12 protein-coding genes are annotated in these 16,355 nt (G+C 71.1%); 11 read left to right on the forward strand and 1 reads right to left on the reverse strand.

Features of this window, described 5'->3' with window-relative positions; genetic code table 11:
- The 8 genes from LPC10_RS16700 to LPC10_RS16735 all read left to right on the forward strand — a co-directional run bounded on the left by LPC10_RS16700 (nucleotide 1) and on the right by LPC10_RS16735 (nucleotide 7,994).
- Complete coding sequence (locus LPC10_RS16700) at nucleotides 1-846, forward strand: ABC transporter permease subunit (protein WP_231343576.1); 846 nt, start codon at nucleotides 1-3, stop codon at nucleotides 844-846.
- A 24-nt stretch (nucleotides 847-870) separates the two neighbouring features.
- Nucleotides 871-1,641 (forward strand): ATP-binding cassette domain-containing protein, encoded by a 771-nt coding sequence (locus LPC10_RS16705; protein ID WP_231343577.1) that lies wholly within the window; start codon nucleotides 871-873, stop codon nucleotides 1,639-1,641.
- 29 nt (nucleotides 1,642-1,670) lie between these two features.
- Nucleotides 1,671-2,846 carry an FMNH2-dependent alkanesulfonate monooxygenase gene (gene ssuD / locus LPC10_RS16710; RefSeq protein WP_231343578.1) on the forward strand — a complete coding sequence of 392 codons (1,176 nt, stop codon included), beginning with the start codon at nucleotides 1,671-1,673 and terminating at the stop codon, nucleotides 2,844-2,846.
- A 16-nt stretch (nucleotides 2,847-2,862) separates the two neighbouring features.
- A complete protein-coding gene (locus LPC10_RS16715) occupies nucleotides 2,863-3,852 on the forward strand; it encodes a sulfonate ABC transporter substrate-binding protein (RefSeq protein ID WP_231343579.1) in 990 nt (329 codons plus the stop codon).
- A gap of 142 nt (nucleotides 3,853-3,994) precedes the next feature.
- Entirely contained in the window at nucleotides 3,995-4,957 is a 963-nt protein-coding gene (locus LPC10_RS16720) for an aliphatic sulfonate ABC transporter substrate-binding protein (protein ID WP_231343580.1), read from the forward strand.
- A gap of 27 nt (nucleotides 4,958-4,984) precedes the next feature.
- Nucleotides 4,985-6,367 (forward strand): FAD/NAD(P)-binding protein, encoded by a 1,383-nt coding sequence (locus LPC10_RS16725; protein WP_231343581.1) that lies wholly within the window; start codon nucleotides 4,985-4,987, stop codon nucleotides 6,365-6,367.
- A gap of 490 nt (nucleotides 6,368-6,857) precedes the next feature.
- Complete coding sequence (locus tag LPC10_RS16730; protein WP_231343582.1) at nucleotides 6,858-7,067, forward strand: hypothetical protein; 210 nt, start codon at nucleotides 6,858-6,860, stop codon at nucleotides 7,065-7,067.
- A gap of 237 nt (nucleotides 7,068-7,304) precedes the next feature.
- The gene (locus LPC10_RS16735) at nucleotides 7,305-7,994 is read left to right on the forward strand and encodes a DUF2147 domain-containing protein (protein WP_231343583.1); all 690 of its coding nucleotides are present in this window, start codon (nucleotides 7,305-7,307) and stop codon (nucleotides 7,992-7,994) included.
- A gap of 158 nt (nucleotides 7,995-8,152) precedes the next feature.
- On the opposite strand, the gene LPC10_RS16740 is transcribed toward LPC10_RS16735, so the two are convergent.
- Entirely contained in the window at nucleotides 8,153-9,313 is a 1,161-nt protein-coding gene (locus LPC10_RS16740; RefSeq protein ID WP_231343584.1) for a putative zinc-binding metallopeptidase, read from the reverse strand.
- 322 nt (nucleotides 9,314-9,635) lie between these two features.
- Here LPC10_RS16740 and LPC10_RS16745 point away from each other — a divergent pair, with 322 nt between their 5' ends.
- From LPC10_RS16745 to LPC10_RS16755, 3 genes are read left to right on the forward strand one after another with little or no spacing between them, the layout of a single operon-like run.
- Nucleotides 9,636-12,920, forward strand: coding sequence for a DUF2126 domain-containing protein (locus tag LPC10_RS16745; protein ID WP_231343585.1), 3,285 nt, complete (start codon nucleotides 9,636-9,638; stop codon nucleotides 12,918-12,920).
- Nucleotides 12,917-15,457: a circularly permuted type 2 ATP-grasp protein gene (locus tag LPC10_RS16750; protein WP_231343586.1), complete on the forward strand. Its 2,541-nt coding sequence runs from the start codon at nucleotides 12,917-12,919 to the stop codon at nucleotides 15,455-15,457. Before LPC10_RS16745 ends, LPC10_RS16750 begins: the two co-directional genes overlap by 4 nt.
- Nucleotides 15,454-16,347: a transglutaminase family protein gene (locus LPC10_RS16755; RefSeq protein WP_231343587.1), complete on the forward strand. Its 894-nt coding sequence runs from the start codon at nucleotides 15,454-15,456 to the stop codon at nucleotides 16,345-16,347. Before LPC10_RS16750 ends, LPC10_RS16755 begins: the two co-directional genes overlap by 4 nt.
- Nucleotides 16,348-16,355: the final 8 nt, after the last annotated feature.

Raw genomic sequence — 16,355 nt, forward strand, 5'->3', positions numbered from 1 at the left:
ATGGCCGATTCCGCCGCGATCCGATCGCTCCCCGGCCGCGCGCACCGCGCCGAGGCCGCCGCACCGCAACGCAAGCCCCTGCGCCTGCCGACGGCGAAGCTCCTGCCCTGGCTCCTGCCGACCCTCGTCATCGCCGGCTGGCAGGCAGCGGCCTCGCTCGGGCTCGTCTCGACCCGGTTCATGCCGGCGCCGCTCGACGTCGCCGCCGCCGGCTGGCGCCTCGCGCAGACCGGGGAACTCTGGGAGAACCTCTGGGTGAGCTTCGCCCGCGCGGCCGCCGGCTTCCTCATCGGCGGCGGCATCGGCCTGTTCTTCGGGCTCGCCAACGGGCTGTCGAACCTGTCCGAAAAGCTCACCGACACCACGCTGCAGATGGTGCGCAACGTGCCCCACCTGTCGCTGATCCCGCTCGTGATCCTGTGGTTCGGCATCGACGAGGGCGCCAAGCTGTTCCTCGTGGCGCTCGGCGTGTTCTTCCCCGTCTACGCCAACACCCTGCACGGCATCCGCTCGGTCGATCCGCAACTGATCGAGATGGGCCGGGTCTACGGCATGAACCGGCGCGAACTGTTCTGGCGCGTGGTGCTGCCGGGCGCGCTGCCCTCGATCTTCGTCGGCATCCGCTACGCGCTCGGCATCATGTGGCTGACGCTCATCGTCGCCGAGACGATCTCGGCCAATTCCGGCCTCGGCTACATGGCGATGCAGGCCCGCGAGTTCATGCTGGTCGACGTCGTGGTGCTGGCGATCCTGATCTACGCCGCGCTGGGCAAGCTCGCCGACAGCCTGACGCGGGCGCTGGAACGCACCTGCCTCGCCTGGAACCCGGCCTACCGCAACGCCTGATTTCTTGTCCCGCGAGTGACCCCCATGTCCGCTGCCCTGCGCGTCGAAGACGCATCCGCGAGAGACCGCGACGCCGGCCTCGCCATCACCCTGCGCGGCCTGTCGAAAAGCTTCGAGGGGGGCGCCCCCGTCATCCGCGGGCTCGACCTGCACATCCCCGCCGGCCAGTTCGTGGCCGTGGTCGGCCGCTCGGGCTGCGGCAAGAGCACCCTGCTGCGCCTGATCCTCGGCCTCGAGGAGCCGAGCGCCGGCCGCGTGACGATCAACGGCGATCGGTCGTCGAAAAGAATCATGTTCCAGGAGCCGCGGCTGCTGCCCTGGGCGCGGGTCGCCGACAACGTCGCGGTCGGGCTCGGGCGCGACACGCCCCGCGCCGAGCGGCGCAGACGGGCGCTCGCCGTCCTCGACGAGGTCGGGCTGGCGGAGAAGGCCGGCCACTGGCCCGCGACGCTGTCGGGCGGCCAGCGCCAGCGGGTGGCACTCGCCCGCGCGCTCGTCAGCCGCCCGGCCCTGCTGGCGCTGGACGAGCCGCTCGGCGCGCTCGACGCGCTCACCCGCATCGAGATGCAGGCGATGATCGAGCGCATCTGGCAGGACCAGGGCTTCACCGCGATCCTCGTCACCCACGATGTCGGCGAGGCGGTGGCCATGGCCGACCGGATCCTCGTGGTCGAGCAGGGCGCCGTCGCGCTCGACGTCGATGTCGACGTGCCGCGCCCGCGCCGCCGCGGCGACCCGGCGCTGGCCGAACTCGAAGGCCGCATCCTCGAGCGCCTCCTCGGCCATCACGCCTGAATTTCTGCATTTCTTCGGAGCGTATTTCCATGAGCGTACAGACCGACGGCAAGACCGACGTTCTCTGGTTCCTGCCCACTCACGGCGACGGCCGCTATCTCGGCGCCTCGGAAGGGGCCCGCGACGTCTCGCTGCCCTATCTGCGCCAGATCGCGCAGGCGGCGGACGACCTTGGCTATTACGGCGTGCTGCTGCCGACCGGCCGCTCCTGCGAGGATTCCTGGGTGGTGGCCTCGGCTCTGGCGCCCCTGACGCAGCGCCTGCGCTTCCTCGTCGCCGTGCGCCCCGGCCTGCAGGAGCCCTCCGTCGCCGCGCGCATGGCAGCGACGCTCGACCGGATCTCCGACGGGCGCCTCCTCATCAACGTCGTGACCGGGGGGGATCCGGTGGAGTTGAAGGGCGATGGCGTCTTCCTCGACCATGACGAGCGCTACCGCGTCACCGACGAGTTCCTGCACATCTGGCGCGGGCTGATGGCCGGCGAGACCGTGAACTTCGAGGGTCAGCACCTGCGCACCGAGAACGGCCGGGTGATCTTCCGACCCGTCCAGGCGCCCTATCCGCCGCTCTATTTCGGCGGCTCCTCGCCCGCCGGCATCGAGGTCGCGGCCGAGCATTGCGAGGTCTACCTCACCTGGGGCGAGCCCCCGGCCGGCGTCGCCGAGAAGATCGCCAAGGCGCGCGAGGCGGCGGAGAAAAAAGGCAAAAAATTCTCCTACGGCATCCGCCTGCACGTGATCGTGCGCGAGACCGAGGCCGAGGCCTGGGAGGCGGCCGACCGGCTGATCTCGCGGCTCGACGACGACACCATCGCCCAGGCCCAGGCCACCCTGAAGCGCCAGGATTCCGTGGGCCAGAGCCGGATGATGGCCCTGCACGGCGGCGACCGAAACAAACTCGTCGTCTCGCCCAACCTCTGGGCCGGCGTCGGCCTCGTGCGGGGCGGGGCGGGCACGGCTCTGGTCGGCTCGGCCGATCAGGTCGCCGACCGGATGAAGGAATACATCGATCTCGGCATCGATCGCTTCATCCTGTCCGGCTACCCGCATCTGGAGGAGGCCTACCGCTTCGCCGAACTGGTCTTCCCGAAGCTGCCGCTTCGCGCGACCACCGGCACCGCCCCGAGCACGGCGCGCAACAACGGCCCGTTCGGCGAGGTCATCGCCAACGACATCGTCCCGACCCGCCGCGTCGGCGCCCATTGAGCCAGAGGGACGTTCGATGCCTGCTCGCGCCCGCGCCTTCCTCGCACCCTCGCTGTTGCCCCGCCTGTGGCTGGCACTCGCCGCGCTGATCTTCGCCAGCCTGACGCTCGCCGCCCACGCGCAAGAAGGCCGACAGACGGAACGGGTTGTGCGGGTCGGCTACCAGAAATACGGCACGCTGGTCCTGCTCAAGGGCCGCGGCACCCTGGAACCGAAGCTGAAGGCGCTGGGCTACCGGGTGCTCTGGTCGGAATTTCCCTCCGGCCCGCCGCTGATGGAGGCCTTGAACGCGGGCGCCGTCGATTTCGGCTCGGCGGGCGAGACTCCGCCGATCTTCGCCCAGGCCGCGAGCGACGCGCTGACTTACGTCGCCCACGAGCCCGCCGCGCCGAAGGGCGAGGCGATCCTGGTCCCCAAGGCAAGCCCGATTCAGTCGGTGGCCGATCTGCGCGGCAAGAAGGTCGCGCTGAACAAGGGCTCGAACGTCCACTACCTGCTGGTGCGCGCCCTCGAGGCGGCGGGCCTGACGCTCGCCGACATCACCCCCGTCTACCTCGCGCCCGCCGATGCGCGAGCGGCGTTCGAGCGCGGCGCGGTCGATGCCTGGGTGATCTGGGACCCGTACTTCGCCGCGGCCGAAGCCGGCGGCAACGCCCGGGTGCTCGCCGACGGCACCGGCCTCGTGCCGAACCACCAGTTCTACCTCTCGTCCAAGAGCTTCGCGGCCGAGAACGGCGCGGCGCTCGACGCCATCGTCGCGGCGGTGGCCGAGGTCGAGGCCTGGGCGAAGGACAACACCGACGCGGTGGCCAAGGAGCTGAGTCCCTCGGTCGGCATCCCGGCGCCGATCCTCAGCGTCGCCCTTAAGCGCCAGACCTACGGCATCCGCCCGCTCGACGAGGCGGTGATACGGGAACAGCAGCGCATCGCCGACACCTTCCACTGGCTCAAGCTCGTGCCGAAGACCGTCGATATCGCCGGCGCCGTGCGCAAGCCGGGAAGCTGAGCGGGTGCTCCGCCCCCGATCTGTCCTCTCCCCCGCGGCGAGGAGTTGAAGGCACCCCATCCCTCATCCTGAACCACCCCCACCCCTGGTCTCTGCCTGCAAGGGGGAGGGGACATCGTCCGAGAGCCATCGAAAGCCCACCATGAACCGCCGGTCCGCCGCCCGCCTCGTCCTTGCTGGCCTTGCGCTCAGTTCCGCCTTCGGCCTCAGCCCGGCCGGTGCGGAAGAATCCACCCTGCGCATCGGTTATCAGCGCTCCTCCGCGCTGATCTCGCTCCTGCGCGAGGACGCGACCCTGGAAGCGGCCCTGAAGCCGCTCGGCGTCACCGTCTCCTGGCACGAATTCACCAGCGGCCTGCCGATCATGGAGGCACTCAACGTCGGGCGCATCGACGTCTCGGCGGATGTCGCCGACACGGTTCCGGTCTTCGCACAGGGAGCGGGCGCCAAGATCACCTACATCGCCCAGGAGGCGGCCTCACCGGAAGCGCAGGCGATCCTGGTACCGGGCGATTCCCCACTGAAGACCGTGGCGGATCTCAAGGGCCGCAAGGTCGCCGTGACCAAGGGCGCGGGCAGCCACTACCTGCTCCTCGCCGCGCTCAAGGCCGAGGGGCTGCCGTTCAAGAGCATCACTCCGGCCTATCTCACTCCGGCGGACGGGCGCAGCGCGCTCGCCGGCGGCAGCGTCGATGCCTGGGTGGCCTGGGACCCGTTCCTTTCCGCCGCGCAGATCCAGGCCGGCGCCCGCATCCTGAGGGACGGCACCGGGCTCTCGGCCTACAAGCGCTACTATCTCGCCTCCGACGCCTACGCGGAAAAACGCGCCGACGTCCTGACCTTGCTGGTCGCCCGGCTGCGCGAGGCCGGGACTTGGGTGAAGGCCAATCCCGACGCGGCGGCCGCGCGGCTCGCCGCCCTATGGAAGATCGAGCCCGAGGTCGTGAAGCGGGCTAATGCCCGCCGCTCCTACCGGGTCGAGCCGGTGAGCCGCGCGGGGCTGTCCGAGCAACAGACCATCGCCGACGCCTTCCGTGCCGAGGGGCTGCTGCCGCGCGCCGTCGATGCCGCGGCGCTGCCGGTCTGGGATCCGCCGTCGCGCTGAGGAAGACGGAGCTTGAGGACCTTCACGATGACCCGTCAGGCGAGCCTGCCCCCCATCGCGGTGATCGGCGCGGGGTTCAGCGGCACCATGGCCGCGCTCCAACTCCTGTCCGTGCTGCCGCCGGAACGCCCGGTCCTGCTCTGCGAGCGGTCGGGCAGCTTCGCACGCGGGCTCGCCTACGGCACCGGCAATCCGGCCCATCTCCTCAACGTGCGCGCGGCCAACATGAGCGCCTTCCCCGACCGGCCGGGCCATTTCGAGGAATGGCTCTCAGGCGCCGATCTCGGCGAGGGCGTGGTGAGGACTCCGGCCGGCACCTTCGTGGCGCGGGGCCATTACGGCAGCTACCTCACCGATCTTCTGACCGCAGCCGTCACCGGGCCCGGCGTGCCGCGCCTGCGCCTCGTCCACGACGCGGTGGTCGATCTGGAGCCGCGCGGCGGCGGCTTCGTGCTGCGCACCGAGGGCGGGCAGATCCACCGGGTCGCCGGCGCCGTGCTCGCCATGGGCAACCTCGCCTCAGCGGCCCGCAGGAGCCGCCACAGCCTCAACCCTTGGGCGCCCGAGCGCTTCGGGCGCCTTCACCCTCACGCACCGGTCCTCATCGTCGGGACCGGCCTGACCATGCTCGACGCGGTGGCGAGCCTGCGGGCGCAGGGCTTTGCCGGCGCCATCCTCGCCTTGTCGCGCCGCGGCCTGCTGCCGAACGCCCATGCCCCCGCCGCGCCCTGGCCCGCTCCGGATCTGACACCGGCCGACCTCGCCTCCCTGAGGCGGCTCGTCTCCCGCATCCGCGGGGAGGTGGTGCGGGCGGCGCGAGCGGGGATCGGCTGGCACGGCGTCATCGATGCTCTGCGTCCGCTCACCGACACGATCTGGCGCAGCCTGCCGCCGCGCGAGCAGGCCCGGTTCCAGCGCCACCTGCGCCCGTTCTGGGACGTGCACCGCCACCGCACGGCACCGCCCGCCGCCCGGACGATCGCCGAGGAGATCGCCCGCGGCGCGCTCACCGTGCGGGCCGGGCGCGTGATCGCGATCGAGGACGAGGCGGCGCAGGCGGTGGTGACGCTGCGCCTGCGCGGCGCCGAGCGGCCGGAGCGACTCGCGGTCCAGGCGATGATCGACGCCACCGGCTTCGGGCACCTGAGGGAAAACCGCGATCCGCTGCTGCGGCGCCTGCTGGAACGGGGTTTCGTGCGCCCCGGCCCGTTCGGACTCGGCCTCGATGCCGGCGCGGATTACCGGGCCGTCGGCGGAGCGGCCGGGGAGGGTGGGGGACCGCTCTGGATCCTCGGGCCGCTCCTGCGCGGCGTCCTGTGGGAATGCACCGCGGTGCCCGACATCCGCAACGAGGCGGCGGAACTGGCCGGCCTCATCGCCGCCGACCTGGATCGCGCCGCCGCGGCCTGATCCAGCCTTTCAAACTCTTTCCGGCTGATCCCTTCGATTTCTCTTGCGTCATCGCGAGGCGAAGCCGTGGCGATCCAGGGCAGGCCTCTACCGGAGATGTCGCGCGCTGGATCACTTCGGCTTCGCCTCGCAAGGACGGAGGAGATTGGGCCGACCCGAAAAGAACAGCCGTAAGCCGTATCAGGCGGCGTCCCGAAGCGGCGGAGAGCCCGGCTCTCCGCCGCTTCACGCATTCGTGACAACCCCAGATCGTAGCGGCAGCTCCGGCGCCCGGTGAAGGGCGAAAGCTAAGTGGCTGCCTTCTTTGCCCTTTCGCACCCGGATGCCGCAGCGCCTTCCGTTGCCGTCTCACAAATAGGAATCGTTCTAAAGAGCTGGACGAAAGTTTGGAGCTGTTCTAATTAAGAGCCGTGAGGGCGGTACACCGGAGCTGAGGGCTCTGGATCAGGAACCGCCGACCCGCGACGACCAAGCGAAACGGAGAGAGATCATGGCCACCTCAAGCAACGCCGCCTGCCAGAGCTGCCGCTTCTTCGACGATCACAAGACCAACGGCGCCCAGGCTGCGGGCGACCAGGGCCTGTGCCGCTTCAACCCGCCGGTGAGCCAGCCCGATCCGCAGAGCCAGGGCCTGTGGCCTGTCGTCGCCTCCAAGGATTGGTGCGGCCACTTCACCGCCGACCTGACCCCGGCCGAGTAAGGCGCGGTTCGACGGACGTCATGCGAGAGGGCCGGTGCCGCGTGCACCGGCCCTTTTTGCATGCGCCGCGCAAACACCGGCGAATTGCGCCGGAACCGCCCTGCGGCGGTCATGATCCGGTCACCTTCCGATTCGATGGCTGCGGCGAAGCGGCAACGGTCCGTCAGCGGACGGCCCAGCCATCAGGTTGAACGGCGTGGCCTGCACGTGCAGCCGCGCCCGAGTGGGGATGATTGCATGATCTTCGGACCGATCGGTGCAGGCGCGCCTTTCCTCCGCACCGGCCGCGCCGCGGCCCTCGCCGCCGGTCTCGCCGGCCTGGCTGCCCTGTTGGCGGCTCCCGCCTCGGCAGCCGCGCCCGCGCATGACCCGAGCGGCACGTGGCTGACGCAGGACGGCAAGGCGCGCATCCGCGTCGAGAAATGCGGCCCGCAGGAGAAGAACCTGTGCGGCTACGCGGTGTGGCTGAAGACGCCGCTCAACGACGAGGGCAAGCCGCGGGTCGACTTCCGCAACCCCGATCCGAAGAAGCGCACCCGCGCCTCGCTCGGCCACCAGCTCATCCTCGGCCTCAAGCTGAACGACGAGGCTCATTACGAGGGCAAGATCTACAACGCCGAGGACGGCAAGTTCTACGACGTGACGATCTGGTCGGACGAGCCGGAGGAACTCACGGTCAAGGGTTGCCTGATCGCCTTCCTGTGCCAGTCGCAGAGCTGGAAGCGAGTGAGCGACGCGCTGCCGGGCCAGCTCACCGGCCCAACCAACGGTCCGAACGGTCCCCGCGCCGACGCGGAGTGGGCGCCCAAGGGCGCGACCGCCAACGGCCCGGCAGCCACCGGCACCGCCGGCCAGGCGTCCGCCGCCAAGCCGGCTCCGAAGCCCGCCGCACCGAAGGCCCCGGCCGCCCCCGCCCCGGCGCAGTAAACGGCCTGTTTCTCCCGGGATCAGGGCTGCGAAGTCCGATTCACGGGACGCGCTTTCTGAACGCAGCGCCCCTTTCGGACCACCCCATGCCCGTCATTCCGGGTCGCCAAAGGCGAACCCGGAATGACGGTGGTGGGGCCTGGAGGGCCTGAAAAAAATCACGCCGTCGGTGCCGCCACCCTCTGGCGCAACCCCGCGATCACCGCCTTCAGCATCTCGGCGCTCGCCTCGTCCGAGAGGCTGCCGGGCGTGCGCGCGGCGTAGATCCGCTCGTGCACGAAGGCGAGCTTGGCGATCACCGCGGGCGTCAGCTTGAACGGGTAGAGCGGCGGCTGGCCCATGGAGCGGCTGAGCGAGTTCACCGCGTAGGTGAGCGGGATCCACGCCTCGACCACCCGCTCGAAATCCGGCGTCTCGTAGGGGTCGAAATCGACGCAGGTCGAGGGCGCCTCCGGCTCGGTCGCCACGCGCAGCTTCGGCTTGATGCGGATCTCAAAAGCGCTGCCGGTCTCCAGCGTGTCGATGATGTGCAGGTAGTGGGCGAAGGTCTCGGCGAAATCCTCCCACGGATGCGCGGTGGCGTAGGACGAGACGAAGGAGTCCTGCCAATCGGAGGGCGGTCCCTCGCTGTGGTGACGCTGGAGCGCGGCGCCGTAATCGAGGGTCTCGTCGCCGAACAGCACGCGGAACATCGGCAAGCTCGGATCGAAGCGCACCAGCAGGTTCCAGAAATAGTGCCCGATCTCGTGGCGGAAGTGGCCGAGCAGGGTGCGGTAATACTCGCCGAACATCTTGCGGCGGCGCTCGCGCTCGACGTCATCGGCCTCGGCGATCGACAGGGTGATGAGCCCGTCGAGATGGCCCGTCATCACCGGCGGCCCGGCCGACTCGGCGAGGAAATCGAAGGCGAGTCCGTCGGAATACTGCGCTCGCGTCACCAGCGGCAGGTCGAGGCGCAGCAGCGAGTAGAACAGCCGGTGCTTGGCCGCCTCGATCTGGCGCCAGCGGTCGAGGTTGGCCGCCACGCCGAGGTCCGGCACCACCCGGTTGTGGCGGCAGGTGACGCAGTAGGTCTCGGGCGAATCCTCCGGCACCATCCAGTTGCAGGCATCATGGGCCGCGTTGGCGCAGAGACGGTACTTGCGACCGGGATGGGCGTAGGCGCGGAAGAGCGGGCCGCGGGCATCCTCGCCGCAGGGCTCCAGGGCCGAGACCTCGTGCCGGTCGCAGACATAGCCGAGCCGGCGCTCGCAGCTCTCGCAGACCGTGCTCTCGAAGGAGACCGGCTGGTCGCAGGCCTGACACTGGAAGATCTTCATGGAACGCCCCGCTCCGGCCGCGGCGGGGACCAGACAAGAACCGGGCCGCAGCCAGACCAAGGGTCGTGAGCCGGGTGAGGTTCCGCAGGGCCGCACCGCTGCGCGCACCACCGGACGGCTGCATGGTTCTTGCTTTTTCGATCGCTCCATTCCGATCAGCGGGATGTATAGGTGTCTCTCACAAAACTCCCGCTGCGCCGTCATTGCCCGGTGACGACGGTCGGAGACCGGGCGTTTTGTGAGGCACTCTAACGCGCGCAACCGGCGGCAGAGCGCGCCGCCCCCATCGCGTCGAGAGACCGCGAATAAGTCCGGAGCCTCCGTGTCGATCCAAGCCGCCCTGCACCACGTCACGCATTACCGCTACGACCGGCCGATCGCGCTGGGGCCGCAGACCATCCGGCTTCGTCCGGCGCCGCATGCCCGGACAAAGGTGCCGGCATACGCGCTCAAGGTGACGCCGGAGAACCACTTCATCAATTGGCAGCAGGATCCGGCCGGCAACTGGCTCGCCCGGCTCGTCTTTCCGGAGAAGACCACGGAGTTCCGCGTCGAAGTCGATCTCACCGCCGATCTCGCGGTCATCAACCCGTTCGACTTCTTCGTCGAGCCCTATGCCGAGCGCCGCCCGTTCGACTACGAGGCGGATCTGAAGGTCGCGCTCGCGCCCTACCTCGTCCTCGACGACGCGCAGGGAGAGGAAATCGACGCCTTCCTCGCCGAATTGCCCGACGAGACGCATACGGTCAGCTTCCTCGTGGCCCTCAACGAGCGGGTGCGCGCGCATGTCGCCTACGGCGTCCGGATGGAGCCCGGCGTGCAGACGGCGGCCGAGACGCTGACGCTCAAGAGCGGCTCCTGCCGGGATTCCGCGTGGCTGCTGGTACAGGTGCTGCGCCGGCTCGGCTTCGCCGCACGCTTCGTCTCGGGCTACCTGATCCAGCTCGTGCCCGACACCACCGCCATCGACGGCCCGGCCGGCACCACCACCGACTTCACCGACCTGCACGCCTGGGCCGAGGTCTACCTGCCCGGTGCCGGCTGGATCGGCTTCGACGCCACCTCCGGTCTCCTCACCGGCGAGGGGCACATCCCGCTGGTCGCCACGGCGCACTACAACGCCGCCGCGCCGATCTCCGGGCTCGCAGAGCCGGCCAAGGTCGAGTTCGCCTACGAAATGACGATCAGCCGCGTGGCCGAGGCGCCGCGCATCACCAAGCCGTTCTCCGACGAGATCTGGGCGGCAATGGATCAACTCGGCGAGCGCATCGACGCCGATCTCGCTGCCCAGGATGTGCGCCTGACCATGGGCGGCGAGCCGACCTTCGTCTCGGTGGACGATTTCGAGTCGCCCGAATGGAACGTCGCCGCGGTCGGCCCGACCAAGCGGGGCCTCGCCGACACGCTGGTCCGGCGCCTGCGCGACCGCTTCGCGCCCGGCGGCATGCTGCATTACGGCCAGGGCAAGTGGTATCCCGGCGAGAGTCTGCCGCGCTGGGCCTTCGCCCTCTACTGGCGCAAGGACGGCGTACCGGTCTGGAAGAACGCCGACCTGATCGCGGTGGAGGATGGACCGAAGACGGCGACCATCAAGGATGCCGAGCGGCTGATCGGAGCGCTGGCCGAGCGGCTCGGACTCCCCCGCTTCGTCTTTCCGGCCTACGAGGACGCGGTCTACTGGCGGGCGCGCGAGAGCGAGTTGCCGGTCAACGTCACGCCCACGGCGCCGCAGACCGGCAGCCCGGAGACCGATGCCCGGTTCAGCCGCGTGTTCGGCCGCGGCCTCGACACGCCCGTCGGCTACGTGCTGCCGCTTGCCAACCTCGCCGTGGAGGAGGGCCGTGCCTGGATCTCGGAAGCCTGGGCCTTCCGCCGCGGCGGCGCCTATCTCAACCCCGGCGACTCGCCGCTGGGCTTCCGCCTGCCGCTCGGCTCGCTTCCCTATGTGCCGCCGGATTCCTACCCCTACTACCATCCGCAGGACCCGATGGAGGCCCGCGGCGACCTGCCCGCCGAGCCCGGCGGCCCGAAGGATGCCCCGCTGGCGAAGGGCGCGGACCGCGCCAACGGTGCCGGCATTGAGGGCGTGGCGGTGCGCACCGCGCTGGCTGTGGAGCCCCGCGACGGCGTGCTCTGCGTGTTCATGCCGCCGCTGGAGCGGGCAGACGAGTATCTCGACCTCGTCGGGCATCTGGAGCGCGCGGCGGAGGCGATCGGCCAGCCGATCCACATCGAGGGCTACGAGCCGCCCTACGATCCGCGCCTCTCGGTGATCAAGGTCACCCCCGATCCCGGCGTGATCGAGGTCAACGTCCACCCCGCCGCCTCCTGGCGCGAGGCGGTGGACATCACCGCCGGCCTCTACGAGGAGGCCCGCCAGACGCGGCTCGGCGCCGAAAAGTTCATGATCGACGGGCGCCACACCGGCACCGGCGGCGGCAACCACGTCGTGCTCGGCGGCGCGACCCCTGCCGACTCGCCGTTCCTGCGCCGGCCCGACCTGTTGAAGAGCCTCGTGCTGTTCTGGCAGCGGCATCCCTGCCTGTCCTACCTGTTCGCCGGCCTCTATGTCGGCCCGACGAGCCAGGCCCCGCGCATGGACGAGGCGCGCCATGACGGGCTCTACGAGTTGGAGATCGCACTGGCCCAGGTGCCGGGACCGGGGGAGGCCAACATCCCGCACTGGCTCGTCGACCGTCTGTTCCGCAACATCCTCGCCGACGTCACCGGCAACACCCACCGGGCCGAGATCTGCATCGACAAGCTGTTCTCGCCCGACGGGCCGACGGGGCGCCTGGGCCTCCTCGAATTCCGCTCCTTCGAGATGCCGCCGGACGCGCGCATGAGTCTCGCGCAACAAGTCCTGCTGCGCGCCATCGTCGCCTGGCTCTGGCGCGAGCCGCAGACCGGCGGCTGTGTCCGCTGGGGCACGGCCCTGCACGATCGCTTCATGCTGCCGCATTTCCTCTGGGCCGACTTCCTCTCGGTGCTGGAAGACCTGCGCGCCGGCGGCTACGACTTCGACCCTCAGGCCTTCGCGGCACAGGCCGCGTTCCGCTTCCCCGTCTTCGGCCGGGTGGAGCAGGGCGGCGTGAGCCTGGAACTGCGCCAGGCGCTGGAGCCCTGGCACGTGCTGGGCGAAGAGGGGACCGCCGGGGGAACCGTGCGCTTCGTGGACGCATCCGTCGAACGGCTTCAGGTGAAGGTCGAGGGCTATGTCCCCGGCCGGCACGTGATCGCCTGCAACGGCCGGCGCCTGCCGATGACGCCGACCGGCGCCAGCGGCGAGGCGGTCGCGGGCCTGCGCTTCAAGGCGTGGCAGCCCGCCTCCTCGCTGCACCCGACGATCCCGCCGCACGGGCCGTTGACCTTCGACATCCTGGACGCCTGGAGCGGCCGATCGCTTGGCGGCTGCCGCTACCATGTCAGCCATCCGGGCGGGCGCAACTACGACAGCTTCCCGGTCAACGCCTACGAGGCCGAGGGGCGCCGCCTCGCCCGCTTCGAGGCCATGGGGCACACCCCCGGCCGCGTCGCCATGCCGGCCGAGGAGCGCACGGGCGACTTCCCCCTGACCCTCGACCTGCGCATGCCCGCACCCCGATGACATCTTTGGCCGCCCTCGCGGACGGGCCACCGCCCGACGCCTCCGCCTGGGCGGCCGACGACCCGGCGACACGCATGCGCCGCTGGACGGAGGGCTACGCCCCCCGCCCCGGCCTCGCCGACGAATTGATCGATGCGGGGGGCAACCTGCGCGGCGGCTGGCCGCGCTTTCTCGAGCGCCTCGCCCGGCTCGACGACCGCGAGGTCGCCGCCCGCTTCCTCTCCGCCGAGCGGCATATCCGCGACGCGGGCATCTCCTACCGGGTCTACGGCGACGGGCGCGAGCATCCCTGGCCGCTGGGCTCGCTGCCGCTCGTCATCGACGCCGCCGACTGGGCGGAGCTGTCCGCCGGCATCGTCCAGCGCGCCGGCCTGATGGAGCGCATCGTCGCCGACCTCTACGGGCCGGGCCGGCTCGTCGCGGAAGGCTTCCTGCCCGCGGGCGTCGTGGCCGGCCATCCCGAGTTCCTGCGGCCCGTTCACGGCATCGCGCCCCCCGGCGGGCGCTGGCTGCCGATCTACGCGGCGGATGTCGGACGCGGCCCCGACGGGCGCTGGCAGGTGCTGGCCGACCGAACCCAGGCGCCCTCGGGCCTCGGCTACGCGCTGGAAAACCGGATGGTGCTCGCCCGCGCCTTCCCGGACCTGTTTTCCGACCTCCACGTCGAGCGCCTGCCCGGCTTCTTCCAAGCCTTCCGCGCCGGTGTGGCCGCGGCGTGCGAGCGCAGCGACCCGCGCATCTGCCTGCTCACCTCCGGCCCTTACAGCAGCACCTATGTCGAGCAGGCCGCGCTCGCCCGCTATCTCGGCTTCCTGCTGGTCGAGGGCGACGACCTCGTGGTGCGCGACGGGCTCCTGCACGTTCGCACCATCGCCGGGCTCAAGCGCACCGACGCGGTCTGGCGGAGGATCGACGCCGACTATCTCGACCCGATGGAGCTGCGCTCGGATTCGCGCCTCGGCGTGCCCGGCATCCTCCAGGTGCTGCGCCGGGGCGGCACGGTCGTCGGCAACATGCCGGGCTCGGGCGTGCTCGAATCGGCCGCGCTCGGCCCCTACCTGCCGGCCATCGCCCGACGGCTCACCGGCGAGGAGCTGCGGCTCACCGGCCCCCGCACGTGGTGGTGCGGCGATCCCGACGGGCTCAATCACGCGCTGGCCAACCTCGACAGCCTCACGCTGCGCCCCGCCGCGACCCCTCTGCGCGGGCCGGAGCGCGATGCGATGCTCGCCGGCCCCGCCCTCGACGCCGCCCGCGCCCAGGCCGTGGCCGCCTTGCGCGAGCGCCCGTTCGACTGGGTGGCGCAGGAGGCGGCGCCCCTCTCGACCATGCCGGCATGGCAGGACGGGCGCTTGGCAGCCCGTCCCTTTGTGATGCGCGTCTTCGCCGCCGCCACGCCGGAGGGCTGGCGCGTGCTGCCGAGCGCCTTCTGCCGCGTGGCCGAGCGCGAGGGCGCCGACCCGAGCGAGATGCGCGCCGGCATCCGCTCGGCCGATGTCTGGGTCCTGTCCGACACGCCCGTCGACACGCCGACTTTGGTGCACGCGAGCACGCCGCGCATCCGCCGCATCGCCGGCCACCTGCCGTCGCGAGCGGCCGACAACCTGTTCTGGTTCGGGCGCTACCTCGAGCGGGCGGAGGCGGTGATCCGCCTCGTCCAGGCCCATCTCGGCGTGTTCAGCGAGGCGGTGGCCGCCGATGCCTCCGGCGAGGAGGGCGCGCCGACCGCGCTCGCCATCCGCGCGCTGCTCAAGGATTGGGGCTCGGTCAGCGCCGCCGATCTCAGCCCCGCCGCGCTCGCCGGGGAGGCTCTGTCGGGCAAGGTCGTCTACGGCTCGGCCCTCTCCCACGTGCTGGAGGCCCGCCGCATCGCCGCCTCCCTGCGCGAGCGGCTGCCGACGGAATCCTGGCGGGCGCTGGCCGACCTGCGCGACACCCTGGTCTACACGGAGGCCTGGGCGCCGAACGAGGCGCAGCTCTTCGGCAAGGCCGAGCGGGCCCTGGGCCACCTTGCCGCTCTGTCCGGCCTGATCCACGAGAATATGGGCCACGCCGCCGGCTGGCGCTTCGCCGATATGGGCCGGCGCATCGAGCGGGCGATCAACACCTGCGGCTTCGGCCTGCGCTTCTGTGCACCGGATGCCGGCGCCGAGGATCTCGGCGTGATGCTCTCGCTGGCCGATTCGCAGATCGCCTACGGGGCGCGCTACCTCGTCGGCGTGAGCCGCGACGCGGTCTGCGACATGGCGGTGCTCGACCCCAACAACCCCCGCTCAGTGGCCTACCAGCTCCAGGCCATCACCGCCCATCTCGACGCCCTGCCGGCGCTCGCCGCCGACGGGCTGCCCGAGCCGCATCGTCGCCGGGCGCTGGCGCTGGCCAGCACGCTCCAGACGGCCGAGGCCGCCGCCCTCGACGCCGAGACCCTGGAGCGGTTCGAGACCGATCTAGAGGGCCTCGCCGACGGAATCGCCGGCCGCTACTTCCCCAACGGTCCCGATGCCCTCAGGCCCGAGAAGCTCACGGGCCTCGCGTGATTTACACCCTGCGTCACCTGACGACCTACCGCTACGCGCGGACCGTCCGCTTCGCCCGGTGCAACCTGCGCCTGCGCCCCCGCGACGGCGAGGGGCAGCGGGTGCTGGAGAGCGCGCTGCACGTCGCCCCCGAGCCGACCCACCGCCTGGAGCGGCGCGACTTCTTCGGCCTCGACACGCTGACCCTGACGCTGGACGAACCCCACCGCGAATTCGCGGTCGAGGCCGTCTCCCGCGTCGTGGTGGAGCGGGCCGCCCCGCCGTCCGAATCCGGACTCGCCTGGGAGCGGGTGCGGGAGGCCGCCCTGGCGTTGCCGTCCCTCGGATCGGACGCGCCGGCGCATTTCCAGTTCCCGAGCCAGCGGGTGCCCCTCATCCCCGAGGTGACGGACTACGCCCGCAAGAGCTTCTCGCCGGGGCGCGGCGCCCTGGGGGGGGCGGTCGAGCTGATGCACCGCATCCGCGACGATTTCCGTTTTGACGCCAAGGCCACCACCGTCTCGACGCCGCTGGCGGAGGCCTTCACCCTGCGCGCGGGCGTCTGCCAGGACTTCGCCCACGTGATGATCGCCGGCCTTCGCGGCCTCGGCCTGCCGGCGGCCTATGTCAGCGGCTACCTGCGCACCCGGCCGCCGCCCGGCCGCCCGCGCCTGCGTGGAGCCGATGCCAGCCACGCCTGGGTCGCCCTGTGGTGCGGACCCAATGCAGGGGAGGGCGGCTGGATCGGCCTCGACCCGACCAATGCCTGCATCGTGCGCGACGACCACATCGTCGTGGCCCGCGCCCGCGACTACGCCGACGTGGCGCCGATCGACGGGATCGTCGCCTCGGCCGGGGCGCAGAAGCTGACCGTCGAGGTCGACGTCATCCCGGAGGACGAGGCGGCCTGAGGGCCGCC

Origin of the sequence: Methylorubrum sp. B1-46, assembly GCF_021117295.1 — a bacterium.
In the GTDB taxonomy this organism is placed as follows: domain Bacteria; phylum Pseudomonadota; class Alphaproteobacteria; order Rhizobiales; family Beijerinckiaceae; genus Methylobacterium.